Source organism: Terriglobia bacterium (assembly GCA_020073495.1).
Classification (GTDB): Bacteria; Acidobacteriota; Terriglobia; order Terriglobales; family Acidobacteriaceae; genus JAIQFD01.
Genome location: JAIQFD010000001.1, coordinates 551259 through 570470, shown reverse-complemented (window position 1 = coordinate 570470; position 19212 = coordinate 551259). Strand labels below are relative to the sequence as shown.

Sequence of the window (19212 nt, the reverse complement as noted above, 5' to 3'; positions counted from 1 at the left end):
CGGAGTGTACGGATCCATGCTGCGCAACCTCGCCGTAGTCGTCTTCGTGCTGGCCCTGGTGGTGATGCCACCTGTCCAGATCAGCCGTAGTACGCCGCCAGCCCCTCTGCCTGTCCCTCAAACCGTCGACGCCTCCCAGGAGCGGCCGGGGGAGAAACGACCGCCCACGCCCGACGAGATCCGCCTGGAGAAAACGAGGAAGAAGGAGCTCGGCAAACAGCGTTACCAGGAGCTCAGGCGCGACAGCGAGCAGCTCGTCCTGCTTGCCAACCAGCTCAAGCGCTACGTCGATACAGCCGGTGAGAACACCCTCTCCCTGGACGTGGTCAAGAAAGCAGAAGAGATCGAGAAGCTCGCCAAGAGCGTCAAGACGAAGATGAAGGGCGATTAGGTGCCGTGGCGAAGCGGGTGGATGGCCGGCAAACAGAAAAACGCCACCGGTTGCCCGGTGGCGTTGTTGTCGTTGTGGATCGCTAATCCGCGCTCAGGCGGGTGGGCTCTTCGCCGGCCGCAGCCGCGGCCCTCACCGTCCCGATCCTCATGCCGTAGAACGACCGGTGCACGAAGAAGACAGAGACGAGGAAGAACAGCGCTGCGAGCACCAGGCTGACAGCCACGCCTGACTTGGCCGTCAGGCTGACCGCCAGTTCCACCGCCAACAGGCCGAACAGGGTGGTGAACTTGATGACCGGGTTCATGGCCACCGACGAGGTGTCCTTGAACGGGTCGCCCACGGTGTCGCCCACCACGGTGGCGGCGTGCAGGTCCGTGCCCTTCTGCTTCAGTTCGACCTCGACGACCTTCTTGGCGTTGTCCCAGGCGCCGCCCGCGTTGGCCATGAAGATGGCCTGGTACAGGCCGAAGATCGCGATCGAGATCAGGTAGCCGATGAAGAAGAACGGCTCGACGAACGCGAACGCCAGCGTGCCGAAGAACACGGCCAGGAAGATGTTGAACATGCCGCGCTGCGCGTACTGCGTGCAGATGGCCACCACCTTCTTGCTGTCACTCACCGAGGCCTTCTCCACGCCTTCCAGCTTGATGTTGGCCTTGATGAATTCCACCGCGCGGTATGCGCCCGTGCTCACCGCCTGGATCGAGGCGCCGGCGAACCAGTAGATCATGGCGCCGCCGGTGATCAGGCCCAGCACGAAGGGCGCGTGCAGCAGCGAAAGCTTGTTGACGTTCTCCGACAGGCCGTTGGTCAGCGCCATGATGATCGAGAAGATCATGGTGGTAGCGCCCACCACCGCAGTGCCGATCAGCACCGGCTTGGCCGTAGCCTTGAAGGTGTTGCCGGCGCCGTCGTTGGCTTCCAGCAGGTGCTTGGCCCGCTCGAAGTTCACCTCCATGCCGTAATCCTTCTTGATCTCGCCCTTGATGTTGGGGATCTGCTCGATCAGCGAGAGTTCGTACACGGACTGGGCGTTGTCGGTGACCGGACCGTAGGAGTCCACGGCGATGGTGACCGGGCCCATGCCCAGGAAGCCGAAGGCCACCAGCCCGAAGGCGAACACGGCGGGCGCCAGCATCAGCGGGATCTGCGTGCCCAGGATGTAGTCGCCCAGGCCGTGCGTACTGACCACGAATGCAATCGCCATCAACGCGACCATCGAGAGCCCGAGCCAATAGGCGGAGAAGTTACCCGCGACCAGGCCGGACAGGATGTTGAGTGACGCGCCGCCTTCCTCCGTCGAAGTCACGACTTCCTTGACGTGTGCCGACTCGGTGGAGGTGAACACCTTCACCAGTTCAGGGATGAGCGCTCCCGCCAGCGTGCCACACGAGATGATGGTCGAAAGCTTCCACCACAGCGTGTCGTTGCCGCCCAGTTCGGGGATGATGAAGTACGAAACCAGGTAAGTGAGGCCGATGGAAACGATGGAGGTGAGCCATACCAGCGAGGTCAGAGGCGCCTCGAAGTTGAAGTCGTCGGAGTCGCTAAATCTCGCCTTGGAGATGGCGTTGTTGAGGAAGTAGGCGCCGGAGCTGGAGACCAGCATCATGATGCGCATGACGAAGATCCAGACCAGCAGTTGCACCTGCACCGTCGGGTCTTTCACCGCCAGCAGGATGAAGGTGATGAGCGCGACGCCGGTGACGCCGTAGGTCTCGAAGCCGTCGGCGGTCGGGCCGACCGAGTCGCCGGCATTATCTCCGGTACAGTCGGCGATCACGCCCGGGTTGCGCGCGTCGTCTTCCTTGATCTTGAAGACGATCTTCATCAGGTCGGAGCCGATGTCGGCGATCTTGGTGAAGATGCCGCCGGCGATACGCAGTGCCGCCGCGCCCAGCGACTCGCCGATGGCGAAGCCGATGAAGCAGGGGCCGGCATAATCGCCCGGAATGAACAGCAGGATGAAGAGCATGATCAGCAGCTCGACCGAGATCAGCATCATGCCCACGCTCATGCCCGATTTCAGCGGGATGGCGCAGATGGGCCAGGGCTTGCCGCTCAGGCCGGCGAACGCCGTCCGCGAGTTGGCGAAGGTATTCACCCGGATGCCGAACCAGGCCACGCCGTAGCTGCCACCGATACCCACCAGGCTGAACAGGATGATGATGGGCAGCGTCACGGCCAGCGGCTTGTTCGGGACGGGCGACAGGATGCCGAAGTACAGGACGATGACGGCCGCGATGAACACCCACAGGATCAGGATGAACTTGCCCTGCGTGACCAGGTACGTCTTGCACGTTTCGTAGATGAGTTCGGAGATCTCCCGCATCGAGCGGTGCACGGGCAGATTCTTGAGTTGTACGTAGATGACCATGCCGAACACCAGTCCTGCGGCACAGAAGGCCAGCCCGATGGTCAGCAGGCTGTGCCCGTTCATGCCGAGGAAATCGACCGAGGACAGGTCCGGCAGCTTCAGCGAAGCTTCGCCGCCAGCCTCGCCGGACGGTTGCGCGAGCGCCAGGGTTGATTGCGTCACCACGAAGGTCAGCGCGGCCAGCAGCATCTTCATGGGCCGGCAAGCGACTCGCGCCAGTGAACGCAGCGCGGTCCCGGACGCAGGGGGATTGGGCGAGTGTCCCTGCCACAATGACGTGGCAAGTAGGGTATGCATAAATTCCTCCACACCAATTTTGGGGTCCCGAAAAGGAATATGGGAGTCTGAGCCATCTTGCTCCCTCGAAACTACCGTCCGGGAACACGCTTCCACTTCAAGAAAAGTGAAATTTGAGGTTTGGCCGCGCCCCGCAGTACCGATCCCGCATCGCCACGGGCCGGTACAAGACAGACGCTTCTTATAACATGCGCGGAAAAGGAGGGTCAAACAAACGTTCACTCGATCTTGTCGGGCAAGGCAGCAGCGTGGAGGCGATGAGGTCGCCCTCTATTGAAGATGCACTCTGCCGGAGCCGGTGCGCACGTCGATCATCGGCCCGCCGCCGCGGATCTTCCCCGAGATCTCATGCCGGTCCTGCCGGCCGCTGATGGTGATGGGCAAATCGGATTCGATGCCTCCCGAGCCGGTTCTCGCGTGGAAATCGAAGCCCCCGCTCCCGGTCAGCCGCAGGGTGACGCTGCCGGAACCAGTCTCTACGTTCCATTCGCCCGTCGGCGCGCCCTCGGCGGTGATGTCGCCGCTGCCGGCGTGCGCCCGAAGCCGTCCTTTCATGTCGAGGATATTGATGCCGCCCGAGCCGGTGTGCGCGTCCACGCCGGAGACACGCTCGAGCTTGATGTGGCCGCTCCCGGTATGTGCCACCGCATTGCCACTGATCACGCTGAGCTCGATGGCGCCCGATCCCGCCTGCGCGTCCACGTCGCCGTCGATGTTGGACGCCGTCACGTTTCCGGAGCCGCTGTGCAGCTTCGCCGCACCATGCACACGCTCCACCTCCATGTTCCCCGAGCCGGTATTGGCCGTCACCTGGGTCTCCGCCGGCACCACGATTTCGTACGAGATGGAGACGTTGTTGAAGAGCTCGTGATCTTCCACGAATCCGATCCGGATGCGGTTGCCGCTCTGCTCGATGGGAGGGTTCTGCTCCAGGCGCCGCACCTTCTCCCGTACTTCCTCGGTGCCGGTGAAGAAGCCTTCACTGGCGCGGATCTTGCCGTACACCCGCACCGACCCGTCGTCGCCCTTGCGGACATGGATGTCGCCCGAGCCGGTCTTCACTTCCAGCTGCACCGGGCCGCTGACCTTCAAGGTGCGCTCGAAACTGCCGTTGACCGCCGCCAGCGCGGGCAGGGAAAGTGCCAGCGCCAGGAGGATCGCCACCGCTGATTCTCGCTTCATCGTTCGCCTCTTGATTGCCCGGTCGGCCGCTAGAGAAAAAGGCACGAGCCGGGCTGCTCGTGCCTTCCGGAACCCGCAACAGGGAGGCGTTTGCGGGCACGAACTATTGCAGCACCACCTGCTCGCCTTCCTTCAGGCCGCTGAGCACCTCGGTCTTGGCCCCATTGGAGATGCCGATGTTGATCGCCACCTTGTTCTTGCCGTCCTTGCCGTTGCTGACCGGCACCTCGACCGATGCCTTCTTCTCCTTGTCGTAGATGATGGCGCCCTCGGGGATCATCAGCACGTTCTTGTGTTCTTCCAGGATGATCTCGGCGTTGGCGGTCATGGCGGCCTTCAGCTCGCCGCCCGGGTTGTCGATCGACACCCGCACTTCGAAGGTGGTCACGTTGTCCTTCTCCACACCCATGGGCGAGATCTTCGTGACCTTGCCGGTGAAGCTCTTGTCCTTGAAGGATTCCACCTTGATGCGCGCCGCCTGGCCCAGATACACCTTGCCGATATCGCTCTCGTCCACCTTGCCCTTGACGTACACCTCGTGGGTGTCGCCGATGGTCATCACCAGCGTGGCCGAGGAACCCAGCACCAGGATGGAGCTGACCGCGTCACCCATCTCCACATCACGCGAAAGGATGATGCCGTCGATGGGAGCGACGATGGTGGTGTAATTGAGTTGCTCCCTGAGCTGGTCCAGCGTGGCCTTGGCCTGCAACACCTGGGCCCTGGCCTGCGCCAGCTTGGCCTTGCCCACCACCAGCTGCGCCTTGGCCATGTCCTGCCTGTTGACCGCCAGTTGGTAAGCCTTTTGCGCGTCGTCCAGGTTGGCCTGCGAAACCACGCCTTCCTTGGCCATGTGCTGGGCGCGCTCATACGCGCGGAGCAACAGGGGCACGTCTGGACCTTCGGCGTCCACCTTGGCGCGCTCCAGATCGGCTTCGGCGGCGTGCTCGTTGGAGAGCGCCGCCTCCAGCGACGCTGCCGACTGCTTCACCTGGGCCTCGATCTCTTCTTTATCGAGTTCTGCCAGCACCTGGCCGGCCTTCACCCGGTCCCCGGCTTCCACCAGCAGCTTCTTCACGATGCCGCTGGCCTTGGACTTGATTTCGACCTTCGTGATGGGCTCGATCTTGCCGGTGGCGACCACGCTCTTGGCCAGGTCACCCTTCTCCACCTTGGCCAGTTTCGAGGGGTCGATCTTGGTGCCACCGCGCGTGGCCCCGACCACGACCAACACGATGATGACCACCGCTCCGATCGAGCCGAGGGTCAAAAAAAAGCGTTTCCGCTTGTTTTTCCCGTTTCCGTTCGCCACTGCTGCCTCCCTGCAAGCAGGCTGCCCTGCTCCTGCTGTCTGATACGGCCCCACCTGTGTCTTAGTTCCGCATTCTGCGAGATTCTTTTCGTTCTCGGATTAGACACCCAAGCTGCGAAAAAGTGAGCAATCCAGGTCCCGGACCGCCTTTCTGGAGCTGCTCCAGGGCGGCAGGGACCCGGTTTTGAGTACAATTCGGACTTTATGGTGTCCATCGTCCTGATGCGGCTGGCGGCCGTTATCCTGCTCGTGGCTGCGAACGCCTTCTTTGTCGCGGCCGAATTCGCCCTGGTCAGCATCCGCGACACCCGCCTCCAGCAGCTCATTGCCGAGAAGCGTATCGGCGCCCGCACCGTCCTGAAGCTGCACCAGAACCTCGACGAGCTTCTCGCCGCCGTGCAGCTAGGGGTGACTCTGGCCAGCCTCGGTTTGGGCTGGATCGGAGAAGCTACGGTGGCCGATCTGCTGATGCGGGCGTTCTCCCATGTCCCCCACGTCAAGGTCTACGCCCACGGCATCGGGATCGCCTTCGGCTTCGTGCTGATCACCTACGTGGTGGTGATCCTGGGCGAAGTGGTCCCCAAGACCCTCGCGCTGCAGCGCGCCGACCGCGTGGCCCTGGCCGTGGCCGGCCCCATGGACATCTTCGTCACTCTGGGCCGCCCTTTCCTGCGCTTTATGAGTAAGTCCGCCTCGCTGGTGCTGGGCGCGTTCGGCACCCACCAACTCGGCGAAGGCAGTGTCCACTCTCCGGACGAGCTGAAGCTGATGGTCACTGCCAGCCGCCGCATCGGCCTCCTCCCCAAGGTGCAGGAAGACATGGTCCATCGCGCCCTGGAGCTGGGAAACACAACCGTGCGCGAGATCATGGTGCCACGCGTCGCGATCTTCTCCTTGTCCGCCGAGATGCCGGTCGAGGAGGCCGCGCGTCGCGTGGTCGAGCAGCAATACTCGCGTATCCCGGTGTACGACCCGCAACTGGGACCGGAGCACATCGTCGGCGTGCTTTACGCCAAGGACCTCATGCGCCTGATGTACGCCTCCATGACCGCCGGCGGCCTGCCCGAGGTGCTGCGCGGCTCCACCCAACTGCGCCACATCATGCACGACGTGCTGGTCATCCCCGAGACCAAGCCCATCTCCGACCTGCTGGTGGACTTCAAGCGCCACCGCCGCCATCTCGCCGTGGTGGTGGACGAATTCGGCTCCACCGCCGGCGTGGTTTCCGTCGAAGACGTGCTGGAGCAGATCGTGGGCGAGATCGAAGACGAATTCGACGCCCTGCGCGAGCCCCCGGCGCTGATCGGCAAGGCGCCCGTCGTGCTCGAGGGCTCGCAGAACATCCGCGATCTCGATCTTCAGTACCACCTCGAGCTGCCCCGCGACCAGGGTTTCGAGACCCTCGGAGGCTTCGTGCTCTCGCGCTTGCAGAAGATCCCCCGGGGCGGGGAACAGTTCGACTACCAGGGCCGCCGCTTCACCGTGCTCAACATGGACGGACGCCGGGTGGCCGCGGTCAAGATTGAACCGGTGGAAACGGCGGTGGTCGGTACCATGGCGAAAAAGTCGGATTGAAGTACGATGTCGGGCCAACAACCTGACCCTCGATGTTCCGCTACTTCACAACCCGGTTGCTCTACACCATCCCGGTCATCTGGCTCGTGGTTTCGGTCGTTTTCCTGCTCATCCACATGGTTCCGGGCGACCCCATCCAGCAGATGCTGGGCGAAGGAGCGGCCAGCGCCGACGTCGCCGCCGCCCGCCACGCCTATGGACTCGACGTTCCCATCGGCCGCCAGTACCTGAATTACTGGCAAGGCGTGCTGCGCGGCGATCTTGGGCAGTCCATCCGCTTCAACCAGAGCGTGGCCAGCATCATCGTTCAGCGCTATCCCTTTACCGTGATGCTGACTGTCGCCGCGCTGCTGGTCGCGCTCGCGCTCTCCGTCCCCGCCGGGGTCCACTCGGCGCGACGGCGAAACCGCTGGGACGACCGCCTGCTCAGTTTCGTCAGCTTGCTCGGCCTCTCGTTCCCCAATTTTGCCCTCGGCCCGGTCCTCATCCTGCTTTTCTCCATCTACCTCGGGCTGCTGCCGGTCTCCGGCTCCGGCACCTGGATGCACCTCATCCTGCCCGCCGTCACCATGGGGGGCGCGCTCGCCGCCATCCTGACCCGCATGGTGCGAACCTCCATGTTGGAAGAGCTGGGCCAGGACTACGTCCGCACCGCACGCGCCAAGGGACTGCCAGAACGCACCGTCGTCTACAAGCACGCGTTGCGCAACGCCCTGGTCCCCGTGCTCACCGTGGTCGGACTGCAGTTCGGCGCGCTGCTCGCCGGCGCCATTGTCACCGAGACCATCTTTTCCTGGCCCGGTATCGGGCGCCTCACCATCCAGGCCATCTCCAATCGCGATTACTACCTCGTACAGGGCTGCATCCTCGCCATCGGCCTCACCTACGTCGCCGTCAACTTCCTCACCGACCTGCTCTACTCCGTCGCCAACCCGAGGATCCGGCAATAATGGCCGCCGCCGCCACCTCGATGCAGACCGCCACGCGCGCCGCGCGCCACAATCCGCTCGCCGCCCTGGGCGTCTTCCTGGTCGTGCTTTTCGTCATCTGCGCGATTTTCGCGCCCTGGATCGCGCCGCGCGATCCCGCTTTCATCGACCTGCTCGTGCGCCTCCAGCCGCCCTCCGACGCCCACTGGTTCGGCACCGACGAGCTGGGCCGCGACATCCTCTCCCGCGTCATCTACGGCGCGCGCATCTCCATGCTGGTCGGTTCCAGCGTGGTGGTCGCTTCGCTCTCCCTCGGCCTCGTCTTCGGTTCCATCGCCGGATACTACGGCGGCAAGGTGGACCGCTTCTTCAATGTCGTGGTGATGAACGCGTTCCTGTCGTTTCCCGGCATCCTGCTGGCCATCGCCTTCGTCGCCTTCCTGGGGCCGGGAGTATTCAACCTCATCCTCGCGCTCTCCATCGGCGGGTGGGTGGGCTACGCGCGCCTGGTCCGCGCTCAGGTGCTGGCGGTGAAGGAGAGGGAATTCATCGAAGCCGCGCGCGCCCTTGGCGCGAGCGACTGGCGCATCGTCAGCCGTCACATCCTGCCCAACATCATCCAGCCGGTGATCGTGCAAGCCGCCATCGGGATGGCCGGCGCCGTCCTCGCCGAAGCCACCATGAGCTTCCTTGGCCTGGGCGTTCCGCCGCCTATCGCCAGTTGGGGCTCTATGCTCAACGACGGCCGCTCCCACCTCTTCGACGCGCCGCACCTCGTGCTGTTTCCCGCTGGTGCCGTGATGCTCGCCGTGCTCTCGTTCAATTTCATCGGCGACGCACTGCGCGATCTCATGGATCCCCGCTCCCGCATCGAAGCTGGCCTCTGACCACCTCGGCGGACCTCGATTTGCACAACCAACGCTAAGCGATTGAAAAATCAGGCAGATGTTTCGCTTGACATATTGCATATTGCAATTGTAATATGGCAAATCGCAATATGACGTTGGGAGAGAAAATCCGCTGGCTGCGCAAGATCGAGGGCACGGTCCGCGGCCTGGATCGCGAGATGACCCAGCAGGAGATCGTCCGCGCCATCAAGAAGGAGCTGAAGGCGGACCTCAGCCAGTCCTATCTCTCGCAGATCGAGAGCGGCGCGCGACCGCACCTGACCAACAAGACGCGCCTGTTGCTGGCGAAGTTCTTCAAGGTTCACCCCGGCTACCTGGTCGAGGATCCGGAGGGCTACCACGCGGAACTGATCTCGGAGCTGCGCACGGTCGAGGACAGGCTCGACCTCTGGCTGATCAGCGGCGCCGAACGCTTCCGCCGCGATCCCGAGGTCTGCGAGGCGCTGCTGGATATCGCCAAGCACGCGGACTCGCGCCAGTGCCTCCTGCTGATGAAAGAGATCCTGGAGAACCCCGGGCTGGCCGAGCGGCTGCTCGAAGTGCTGCGCCCCGGCGCCAGGCCGGTTGTGGAAGGGAAGTGATGGCCATGACGTGGTCGAACTTTTATCTCATCTGTTTCATCGTCGGTTTCACGCTCAGCCTGCTGTCGTTCCTGGCGGGAGCGCTGAACCTGCACCTGCCCGGGTTGGGACACCACCACATCCACATCCACCTGCCCCACCTCGACCACGGGCACCTGCACCTGCCCCACATCCACATGGACGGTGGCGCGGGGCCCGCCGGCGCCGGCCTACACGCCGAATCCGGCGGAATATCGCCCTTCAACTTCTCCAGCATGATGGCCTTCCTCGCCTGGTTCGGTGGCGCGGGATATCTGCTCACCACCGTCTGGCACGTCTGGGCGGTGATGGCCCTGGGCCTGTCGCTGCTGTCGGGCGTCACCGGCGCGATGGTCGTGTTCCTGTTTCTGGCCAAGGTGCTGATGCGCGGCGATTACACCTTGCACGATTCCGACTACGACGTCATCGGGCTGCTGGCCAACGTCACCAGCGGCATCCGCGCCGGAGGCACCGGAGAGATCGTGTATTCGCTGGAGGGCACCCGCCAGACTTGCGGCGCCCGCAGCGAGGACGGCAACGCGATCGAGAAGGGCACTGAGGTTGTGATCACGGGTTACTCCAAAGGGATCGCGTCCGTGCGCCGCTGGGACGAGATGGCGCAGGACGCTGGGGTCACGGATACAGAAGCGAAAAGTAAGTCGAGTTCTGATTTCTAGGAGGCGTTATGCAGGGTTTACTCAATGTGTGGGTCATCTCCGGCCTGGCAGTAGCGGTGGTGATCTTCCTGATGACCGTTCTGACGCGGCTGTACCGTATCGTGGGGCCGAATCGCGCGCTGGTGGTCACCGGCTTCCGCGGCACACGCATCGTCAAGGGCGGCGGCACGATCGTCTGGCCCTTGGTCGAAACCGGGCAGGACCTTTCGCTGGAGCTGATGTCGTTCGACGTCGCCCCCCAGCAGGACCTCTACACCAAGCAGGGCGTCGCAGTGATGGTCGAAGCGGTGGCCCAGATCAAGGTGAAATCGGATCCTGAGTCCATCCGCACTGCCGCCGAGCAGTTCCTGACCAAGACCCCGCCGCAGCGGGAAGGGCTGATCCGCCTGGTGATGGAAGGCCACCTGCGCGGCATCATCGGCCAGCTCACGGTGGAAGAGATCGTGAAGCAGCCGGAGATGGTCGCCGACCGCATGCGTTCCACCTGCGCCGACGACATGAACAAGATGGGCCTGGCGGTGGTCTCATTCACCATCAAGGAGGTGAAGGACAAGAACGATTACATCGCCAACATGGGCCGGCCGGACGTCGCCCGCATCAAGCGCGACGCCGACGTGGCCACGGCCGAAGCCGAGCGCGACACTGCCATCAAGCGCGCGGTGGCGCAGCGCGAAGCCGCGGTCGCCCGCGCCCAGGCCGACCAGGAGCGCGTGTTGGCCGAGACCCTGTCGCAAGCCAAACAGGCCGAATCCACCCGCGACCTGGAGGTCAAGAAAGCCCAGTACCTGGAAACCACCAAGCGCCAGCAGGCCCAGGCCGACAAGTCCTACGAGATCCAGACCCAGATCATGCAGCAGCAACTCACCGCCGAGCAGGTGAAGGTGCAGCAGATCGAGAAGGAGCAGCAGGTCAAGGTGCAGGAGGCCGAGATCCTGCGCGTCGAGAAAGAGCTCATCGCCACCGTGCTCAAGCAGGCGGAGATCGAGAAGCAGCGCATCTCCACCCTCGCCGAAGCCGAGCGCATGCGCCTGACGACCGAGGCAGAAGGCAAGGCGTCGTCCATCCGGCAGCAGGGCGAAGCGGAAGCCGACATCATCTTCAAGAAGGGGGATGCCGAAGCTCGCGCCATGAACGTCAAGGCCGCCGCTTTCCAGGAGTACAACCAGGCCGCGGTCGTGGACAAGCTTTTCTCCAGCCTGCCCGAAGTGGTGCGCGCGCTGTCGGAGCCGCTGTCGAAGGTGGACAAGATCACGATCGTCTCCACCGGCAACGGTTCCAGCGCCGGCGTGCACAAGATCACCGGCGACGTGACCCAGATGGCCGCGCAGGTGCCCGCGCTATTCGAGGCGCTGAGCGGCATGAAGATGACGGACCTGATGTCGAAGATCCGTCTGATCGGAGACAAGGCCCCCAAGCCGGGCGACGACACGGCGTCAGCCCCGGCCAAGGGTGCAGGGAAGTAGCGCGATTCCGTACGGCGGCCGACCTCGGCCGCCCGCTTCGGGAGTGAAGAGATGCAACGCAATCACAAACACGCGAGTGTGGCGGCAGCGGTAGTGATCGGGGCTGGCGCCGCGTTTGCCCTGACCAGCGCGTCCATCGCCATGTGGCTGGCGGCTGGCGCGGTTGTCGGCCTGGTGCTGGCCGCCGCGATGAACAACCTGGTCAGGGATTCAGACGGAAAAGATCCGCGAGCCGATCACGAAAAGCTAGGAGCTAAGAGCTAGCAGCTAGAGGCTGAGGAAGGAGTAGTCATCATGGCATTACTGGAGCGAGTCGCAACCCTGGTCCGGGCCAACCTCAACGACCTGATCGACAAGGCAGAGGACCCGGAGAAGATGATCAAGCAGGTTATCCTCGACATGCAGAACCAGCTTCTCCAGGTGAAGACGCAGGTGGCCATCTCCATCGCCGACCAGCATCTTCTGGAGAAGCGCCAGAAAGAGCAGCAGGAGAAGGCGGTCGAGTGGATGCGCAAGGCCGAGCTGGCGGTGGACAAGAAGCAGGACGACCTGGCGCGCGCCGCTCTCGAGCGCCACAAGAGCTGCTCCCAGATGGCCGACAGTTTCACCGAACAGATCGCCGACCAGCACGCGCAGGTCGAGAGCCTGAAGTCGGCGCTCAACAAGCTGGAGCAGAAGATGGCCGAGGCGGAGTCGAAGAGCGAGCTGCTGATCTCCAAGCAGCGCCGCGCCCGCGCCGCCACACGCGCTGCCGACGCCCAGGCCGCCATGGGCGACGGTTCCAACGTTGCAGCCTTCGACCGCATGAAGACCAAGGTGGCGCGCAACGAAGCCATCAGCCAGGCCAAGCACGAGCTGCTGGGCGACGACATCGAGGCGCGCCTCTCCAAGCTGGAGCGCGAGGACGAGATTGACAAGCTGCTGGCCGAGGTCAAGTCTCGCCGCGGCAAGACGGCGTAGCTGCGTAGGCCGGGCGTCTCCGCCCGGCCTGCGCCTTCGCACAATCCATCGGGTACGATGGTTCTGCGGGGTTACGCATCCCACTCATGGTGAGACGCTCGATCGTCCTGTTCCTTCTAGTGCTCTCCTGCGGCGCCTTCGCCCAACTGGACGAAGAGGCCGCGCGCCATCTCTTTGACCGTCTCAACCACGAGCGCTCGAAGGCCGGCGTTCCCGAACTGCAATGGGACGACAAGCTGGCTGCGGCCGGCGCGCAGCATGCGCAGGAGATGGCAAACCGGAAACAGCTTTCCCACCAGTTCCCCGGCGAGCCGTCACCGCGCCAGCGCATCATCGACACCGGCCTGCGTAACGACGCCTCCGCCGAGAACATCGGTTCCGCTGAGACGCCCGAAGAGATTCACAACGGCTGGACGGAATCCGCCGGACATCGCCGCAACCTTCTCAACCCGAATTACAACGCCGTCGGCATCGCCGTTGTCCGCCGCGGGCGCACCCTGTATGCGGTGCAGGACTTCGCCCACCGTCTCGCCGCCTACAGCGACAAGGAGGTCGAGACCATCGTCGCCACCCAATTCATCCGCGCTCGCGCCCAGGCTGGCCTTGGCGGCATCCGACTCGTGAACGCCCCCGACGTCCACGCGGCCGCCTGCGGCATGGCCCGCGACGGACATATGGAGGCTTCTGCCCTCGTCTCCAAGCTCAGCCACGTGCGCGCCGTCTTCACCTTCACCGCCGCGGAGCCGCAAGAGCTCCCCCACGCCCTGGCCCGGGCCGCGCCTGCCGCGCCCTCCTTCGCGGTCGGCTCCTGCTTCGGCAAGACCGACAGATATCCCGAAGGCACGAACTGGGTCGTGGTTGCCTTCTACTGATCTTGCTTCTGATGTTCCGATCACCCGATGGCCCGATTCCTCCTGTGCTACCCTCGCCCTGATGGACGGCAGAGTTCTCATCGGCCCCGCCGGCTGGGCCTACAAGGACTGGGACGGCATCGTGTACCCGCCGGGCCTCCAGCGCTCGCAACATCCCGCCGAGTATCTCGCCCAATTCTTCGACCTCATCGAGATCAACACCTCGTTCTACGGGCCCATCAAGCCGGAGCACGCCAAGCTGTGGTGCCACAAGGTCGGGTCGGTGAACCCGGATTTTCGTTTTACGGCCAAACTCTACAAGTCGTTCACCCACGCGCCGGGCGGCGTGGTGCAGCCCACCTCCGCCGCCACACTCGACCCCACCGGCGAAGACGAACGCCAGGTGCGCGAGGGCTTTGACGTCATCGCCGCCGAGGGCAAGCTCGGCGCCGTGCTCGCTCAGTTTCCCATCTCCTTTCGCAACACGCTGGAGAACCGCGACTACCTGGAGTCCCTGATCCGCCGCTTCCCCGACTATCCGCTGGCCGTCGAGGTCCGCCACGCCAGCTGGAACAACGAGGGCATCATCCGCTACTTCATGGAGAAGGGCGTCAGCTTCTGCAACATCGACCAGCCCGCGCTCGGACAGTCGCTGCGCCCCACCGAGCACGTCACCTCGCGCATCGCCTATGTGCGCCTCCACGGCCGCAACTACGACCAGTGGTTCGAGCACGAGCATCCGCACGACCGCTACAACTACCTTTATTCGGAGGCCGAGCTTGCCCGCTGGAAGACCAAGGTGGAGAACATCGCGAAGAAAGCCGAGGTCACCTTCGTTGTGGCCAACAATCATTTCGAAGGCAAGGCCGCGGTGAACAGCCTGCAATTGCGCCACATGCTCACCGGCGAAAAGGTCCGCGCGCCGGATCCCCTGGTCCACCACTATCCCCAGCTCAAGCAGATCGTAGACCGCTCCGCCGGCGATTTCGCCCTTCGCGGCTGAGGGGTCGAAGAAACAGCAGCGAAGAAGTAAATACGAACATTGCAGAAGTGGACTCCTCTCGGACTTCTGCAATCTGACTTCTGCGATCTAACTTGCAGTTCGCCTTCCTCCGTGCTTCCGACGTTGCTCCCAAAAACACGATTGGCGCAGCTCTCGCCGCGCCGGCTTGAAACTCGAAACCTGGAACTAGCCCTTCTTCAGCTCGATCAGCACCTGCCGCGCCACTTCCTTCAGCGTCTCGAACACTCCCACACCCTGGAACGCCACCGCTTCGAACACCGGCTCGCCTTTTTTTGTCAGATCCTTCTTCAATGCATCCACCGAAAGCACGTTGGGCAGGTCGCGCTTATTCAGCTGGAGCACGTAGGGGATCTTGTTGAAGTCGTATCCGTGTTCCTTCAGGTTGTCGTGGAGGTTCTCCAGCGCTTCAACGTTGGCGTCCATGCGCTCTTCCTGCGAGTCGGCCACGAACACCACCCCATCCACCCCGCGCAGGATCAGCTTTCGGCTGGCGTCGTAGAACACCTGTCCGGGGACGGTGTACAGGTGGAAGCGAGTCTTGAATCCGCGCACCGTGCCCAGGTCCAGCGGCAGGAAATCGAAGAACAGCGTGCGGTCGGTTTCCGTGGCCAGCGAGATCATCTTGCCCTTCTGCTTGTCGGCGGTCTTGTCGAACACGACCTGGAGATTGGTCGTCTTCCCGCCCAAGCCGGGTCCGTAATAGACGATTTTGCAGTTGATCTCGCGAGCAGCGAAGTTGATGAAACTCAAGGCCCTTGCCTCAGTCGGCGCGCACGGCCGCAGCACACCTCAGCGCGCGCGCTTGATTGTCCAGCTTGTCCGTGCTGCTCGGTTCTTATACCACATCGCCTCGGGGCTGCGGCCCAGTTTTCTGCCCTCCGAGGGTTACCGTTCGCGCGAAGCCGCATGATTTCAGCTGCCCGGCGGCAGCGGGAAGTATCCCGGTTTGGCCTTCACGTTCAAGCCGCCGCGATGGATGACGACCTCGATGTTCCGGTAGGTCCCGGACACCGTGACTTTCGCCTTGTACCCGATCGTGTACTGGTTGCGCGCCGTTCCCGTCACCCGCGCATACGCCGCTTCGATCGCGCTCCGGTCCATCTCCGCAAACACCTCGCCGCCCGTGTCTTTCACGTACCTGTCGAGGATGTTGCCGTACGCCCCGCCGGGAATGTGGACCTTTTGCGCAGTTCGATACACCGGCAGCGCCCCCTCCTCCACCGCCACGCCGTACACCGCGATCTCGCTGGAGAGCAAGACCTTGCGGACCTCGTCGTAGCCGGCATGGCTGCCCCACTCCTTGCCGTCGCTGATCACGAAGATGATCTTGCGCCGCGCGCGCTCTCGCTTGGAAAGGTCGCGGGCCGCCAGCAGGATGGCGTCGTTGAGCACCGCCGACTCCCGCCCGGGGTAATTGACCATCGGCGCTCCCGGGTCCACGGGCCGCCCGTTGATCGAAGGGCCGCCCGCCATCGGCCCCGAAGTTACCGGGACTCCGCCGGTCTGGCCCTTCGGCTTGATGCGCCGCAGCGCTGTCGCGAATCGGTCGGTCATGGCGCTGAAGTCCAGCTCCCTCTTCACCGAACTCCCGTAGGTGTAGAACCCGACCTCGTCGAATTCGCTGAACGCGCCCACCAGCGCTCCCAGCGTCTCGTTGATCTTCCTCATTTCGCCGTCGGAGAGGTTCAGGTCCAGCACCACCGCAGCGCTCAGCGGGAAGGGATCGCTGGTGAAGAAGTTGATGTTCTGCTCTACTCCGTCCTCAAAGACGCTGAAATCCCTCCGCAACAGCCCCTCCACCAGGTGCCCGTTGTCGTCCCGCACAGTAACCGGGAGGAAGACCTGGCTGACGTTAATGATGATTTTGAACATCTCGTCGCGCGAGTCCACGCCCGAGTTCGGCGCGTGGGGGACTGCCGGCATGATGTTCGACGGCGGAGCGCTGGTGCGTGGAGCCGGTTCTGCGGGCGGGGCTTGTCCCGGCTTGGGAAACGTCGGTTGCTGCTGCGGCTGCGGCGTGTCCGGCAATTGGCTGCCGCTCTGCCCCGCCTGCTGCTTCGCCGCCGACGGCGCATCGGGGTGTTCCTGCTGGCCCAGGGCCAGGCTAGCCGCCAGCATCACCACACCGGCCACCGCGCGGGAGAATCGCATCATGAGTGCCTTTTCGAAGTTTTGCCCCGTACTTCGTTTACAGTAACGATGTGGGGAATTCCTGCATCATAAGATAGTCTAGACTAGCAAAAAGGCGCTGAAAAGTATGCCCATCGGCCATCGTGCGCGGCGTGGTGTCTCGCTGTTCCTTTGCCTGCTCCTGTGCGGAGCTTTTTCTGCATGGGCGCAGGAAGCGCCCAAAGACCAGAGCAAGGATCAGCAGGAAGAGCTTCCGACCTTTCGTGCCACCGTCAATGTCGTCAACCTCTTCTTCAACGTCAAGGACAAGAAGGGTGGGCTCATCCCCAACCTGGCCAAGGGCGACTTCGAAGTCTTCGAGGACGGCAAGACGGAAGCCATCAAGTACTTCTCCGCCGAGACCAACCAGCCCCTGACCCTCGGCATCCTGATTGACACCAGCGCCAGCCAGATGCGCGTTCTCCCCATGGAACAGGAGGTTGGCGCCGCTTTTCTCCGCGAAGTTCTCAACCCGAAGGACCTCGCGTTCGTCATCAACTTTGACGTGAACGTCGAGCTCCAGCAGGACTTTACCAACTCGTCCCGCGACCTGCGAGACGCCCTCTACCGGGTAAAGATCAACTCCGGCAGTCCGCAGGCCACCGGCATTCCCGGCGTCGGCGGCGGGCCAGTTCCGCAGCACGGCACGCCCAAGGGGACGCTGCTCTATGACGCCATCTTCCTCGCGGCGGATGAGAAGCTTAAGAACGAAGTCGGCCGCAAGGCCATGATCATACTCACCGACGGCGAGGACCAGGGCAGCATGATGACCCTCAAGCGCGCGGTCGAAGCGGCGCAGAAAGCCGACACTATCGTCTACGTCCTGCTCATCGCCGACCGCGGTTTCTACTACGGCATGTTGGGATATTCCGGCGATCGCGACATGAAGCAGGTGGCGGAGCAGACCGGCGGTCGCCTCATCGAAGTCGGCAACAAGTACCAGAAAGTGAAGGAAGCGTTTGACCAGATCGCCGCCGAGCTCCGCAGCCAGTACAGCCTCGGCTACACCCCCAGCAATGCCGCCCACGACGGCGCCTTCCGCCGCGTCGAGATTCGCAGCAAGCAGGGCTACCACATCCAGACCCGTAAGGGTTACTACGCTCCCACCCGTTAGTCCGCAGGGACCGGATCGCGGTTGGTGTCATCCTTGAGCGAGGCCGCCAGCTTTCGTGATCTGGTGTCATCCTGAGCGAGGCGCGCTTCGCGCCGAGTCGAAGGACCCCTATTCCCGTTCTTTGTATCCTTCGTGTTTTCCTTCGTGTCCTTTGTGTTGAGATCTTGATCTGCCAGCAAGAAAAAGCCCCCGGTTTCCCAGGGGCTCTTCTTCAACTGAGTACTGAGTACTGAGTACCGAGTACTGGGTACTACTGCCTCGGCGCGAAATATCCCTTCCTTGCCCTCACCTTGTACTTCTTGTCCGCGGCCAGGATCTCGATGCTGCGAAACTTTCCGTTGGGCAGCAACTGCGCCGGCTTGTACGCCACCTGGTACTGGCTGCGCAGCTCTTCCTGGATCTCGGTAAAGGCGTTGGAGACGTCTTGGATCTTGAAGGGGAAGAACGCCCGCCCCCCGGTCGCCTCCGACATCCGCTCCAGCACTTTGTCTCCCGGCAGGCCCTTCATGTCGGCGGTGTTGGTGCTGATGGCGTAGATGATCACCTCCGCGCGCTGCGCCATGTCGATGGTTTCCTCGCGCGTCACCCGGCTCTGGTTGTCGTCGCCGTCGCTGAGCAGGATGATGGCCCTTCGCACCGGGCCATTGGCTGGCGCCTTCGCCAGCTTGTCCCGGCACGCGTAATAGACCGCGTCGTACAGCGCGGTTCCTCCGCCGGGCCGCAGCATGCGGATTCCCTTCGAGAGTTTCTCCACGTCGTCGGTGAAGTCCTGCGTCACCTCGGCCGACGTATCGAACCCGATCACGAACGCCAGGTCCGACCTCGGCCTCACGATCTGGTTCAGGAACTCCACCGCTGCTTCCTGCTCGAAGCGGAATCGCATTGCGATGGAATTGCTGGAATCGATCAGCAGTCCCACCCGCAGCGGCAAGTCGGTCTCACTGTGGAAGTCCTTTATCGCTTCCGGAGGCCTCTTGTCGTCGAGGAAGCGGAAATCCTGCTGCTTCAGGTCCTTGATGAACTTGCCGCGCTTGTCCGTCACCGTGAAGATGACGTTGACCTCTTCCACCTTTTTGCGGATGGTGAGATCGGAGTCTTCGACGCTGGGTTCCGCCGCAGCTTGCTGGGCCGTCGCCGGCGGTTGTTTCGCGGTGCCAGGCGCTTGCGCCCATACGGGCGCGGCTAGGACCACTAGCAGGACGACTAAGAGGAGCGGATGCGGCTTCTTCATCGGATATTTTTCATTATAGCTGCTTACGTTATGCCCTTGACCGTGAAGCTCGGCACAGACCTTTCGTAACCGCTCCACTTTTGTCATCCATCTTTGCCATAGTGATTTGTCATCCTGAGGGAGTGGCGTAGGCACGACCGAAGGACCTTC

18 protein-coding genes are annotated in these 19212 nt (G+C 63.2%); 12 read left to right on the top strand and 6 right to left on the bottom strand.

Features of this window, described 5'->3' with window-relative positions; all coding sequences use genetic code 11:
* Positions 1–16 precede the first annotated feature (16 nt).
* Positions 17–391 carry a hypothetical protein gene (locus tag LAN37_02635; protein ID MBZ5646102.1) on the top strand — a complete coding sequence of 125 codons (375 nt, stop codon included), beginning with the start codon at positions 17–19 and terminating at the stop codon, positions 389–391.
* A gap of 82 nt (positions 392–473) precedes the next feature.
* Here LAN37_02635 and LAN37_02630 read toward each other — a convergent pair whose 3' ends face one another.
* From LAN37_02630 to LAN37_02620, 3 genes are all read right to left on the bottom strand, one after another.
* Positions 474–2966: a sodium-translocating pyrophosphatase gene (locus tag LAN37_02630; protein MBZ5646101.1), complete on the bottom strand. Its 2493-nt coding sequence runs from the start codon at positions 2964–2966 to the stop codon at positions 474–476.
* Positions 2967–3338: 372 nt separating this feature from the next.
* Complete coding sequence (locus tag LAN37_02625; protein ID MBZ5646100.1) at positions 3339–4250, bottom strand: DUF4097 domain-containing protein; 912 nt, start codon at positions 4248–4250, stop codon at positions 3339–3341.
* Between the two features lie 103 nt (positions 4251–4353).
* Positions 4354–5562: an efflux RND transporter periplasmic adaptor subunit gene (locus LAN37_02620; GenBank protein MBZ5646099.1), complete on the bottom strand. Its 1209-nt coding sequence runs from the start codon at positions 5560–5562 to the stop codon at positions 4354–4356.
* A gap of 204 nt (positions 5563–5766) precedes the next feature.
* On the opposite strand from LAN37_02620, the gene LAN37_02615 reads away from it, so the two are divergent.
* The 10 genes from LAN37_02615 to LAN37_02570 all read left to right on the top strand — a co-directional run bounded on the left by LAN37_02615 (position 5767) and on the right by LAN37_02570 (position 14527).
* Complete coding sequence (locus tag LAN37_02615; GenBank protein MBZ5646098.1) at positions 5767–7137, top strand: hemolysin family protein; 1371 nt, start codon at positions 5767–5769, stop codon at positions 7135–7137.
* A 32-nt stretch (positions 7138–7169) separates the two neighbouring features.
* Positions 7170–8087 (top strand): ABC transporter permease, encoded by a 918-nt coding sequence (locus tag LAN37_02610; GenBank protein MBZ5646097.1) that lies wholly within the window; start codon positions 7170–7172, stop codon positions 8085–8087.
* Positions 8087–8953, top strand: a complete 867-nt coding sequence (locus LAN37_02605) for an ABC transporter permease (protein MBZ5646096.1) — start codon at positions 8087–8089, stop codon at positions 8951–8953. Before LAN37_02610 ends, LAN37_02605 begins: the two co-directional genes overlap by 1 nt.
* A 110-nt stretch (positions 8954–9063) precedes the next feature.
* Positions 9064–9555 carry a helix-turn-helix domain-containing protein gene (locus tag LAN37_02600; protein ID MBZ5646095.1) on the top strand — a complete coding sequence of 164 codons (492 nt, stop codon included), beginning with the start codon at positions 9064–9066 and terminating at the stop codon, positions 9553–9555.
* 5 nt (positions 9556–9560) lie between these two features.
* Positions 9561–10250: a hypothetical protein gene (locus tag LAN37_02595; GenBank protein MBZ5646094.1), complete on the top strand. Its 690-nt coding sequence runs from the start codon at positions 9561–9563 to the stop codon at positions 10248–10250.
* Between the two features lie 8 nt (positions 10251–10258).
* Positions 10259–11713: a flotillin family protein gene (locus LAN37_02590; GenBank protein MBZ5646093.1), complete on the top strand. Its 1455-nt coding sequence runs from the start codon at positions 10259–10261 to the stop codon at positions 11711–11713.
* A gap of 51 nt (positions 11714–11764) precedes the next feature.
* Positions 11765–11977, top strand: a complete 213-nt coding sequence (locus tag LAN37_02585; protein ID MBZ5646092.1) for a hypothetical protein — start codon at positions 11765–11767, stop codon at positions 11975–11977.
* A 30-nt stretch (positions 11978–12007) separates the two neighbouring features.
* Complete coding sequence (locus LAN37_02580; GenBank protein ID MBZ5646091.1) at positions 12008–12673, top strand: PspA/IM30 family protein; 666 nt, start codon at positions 12008–12010, stop codon at positions 12671–12673.
* Between the two features lie 86 nt (positions 12674–12759).
* Complete coding sequence (locus LAN37_02575) at positions 12760–13545, top strand: CAP domain-containing protein (protein MBZ5646090.1); 786 nt, start codon at positions 12760–12762, stop codon at positions 13543–13545.
* Between the two features lie 61 nt (positions 13546–13606).
* Positions 13607–14527 carry a DUF72 domain-containing protein gene (locus tag LAN37_02570; GenBank protein MBZ5646089.1) on the top strand — a complete coding sequence of 307 codons (921 nt, stop codon included), beginning with the start codon at positions 13607–13609 and terminating at the stop codon, positions 14525–14527.
* Positions 14528–14713: 186 nt separating this feature from the next.
* Here the strand turns inward: LAN37_02570 and LAN37_02565 are convergent, their stop codons facing one another.
* Together LAN37_02565 and LAN37_02560 are read right to left on the bottom strand one after the other, a co-directional pair.
* Positions 14714–15298 carry a gliding-motility protein MglA gene (locus LAN37_02565; GenBank protein ID MBZ5646088.1) on the bottom strand — a complete coding sequence of 195 codons (585 nt, stop codon included), beginning with the start codon at positions 15296–15298 and terminating at the stop codon, positions 14714–14716.
* A 162-nt stretch (positions 15299–15460) separates the two neighbouring features.
* Positions 15461–16702: a VWA domain-containing protein gene (locus LAN37_02560; protein ID MBZ5646087.1), complete on the bottom strand. Its 1242-nt coding sequence runs from the start codon at positions 16700–16702 to the stop codon at positions 15461–15463.
* 103 nt (positions 16703–16805) lie between these two features.
* Between LAN37_02560 and LAN37_02555 the strand changes: the two genes are divergently transcribed.
* Entirely contained in the window at positions 16806–17831 is a 1026-nt protein-coding gene (locus tag LAN37_02555; protein MBZ5646086.1) for a VWA domain-containing protein, read from the top strand.
* A gap of 250 nt (positions 17832–18081) precedes the next feature.
* Here LAN37_02555 and LAN37_02550 read toward each other — a convergent pair whose 3' ends face one another.
* Positions 18082–19149, bottom strand: coding sequence for a VWA domain-containing protein (locus tag LAN37_02550; GenBank protein ID MBZ5646085.1), 1068 nt, complete (start codon positions 19147–19149; stop codon positions 18082–18084).
* Positions 19150–19212: the final 63 nt, after the last annotated feature.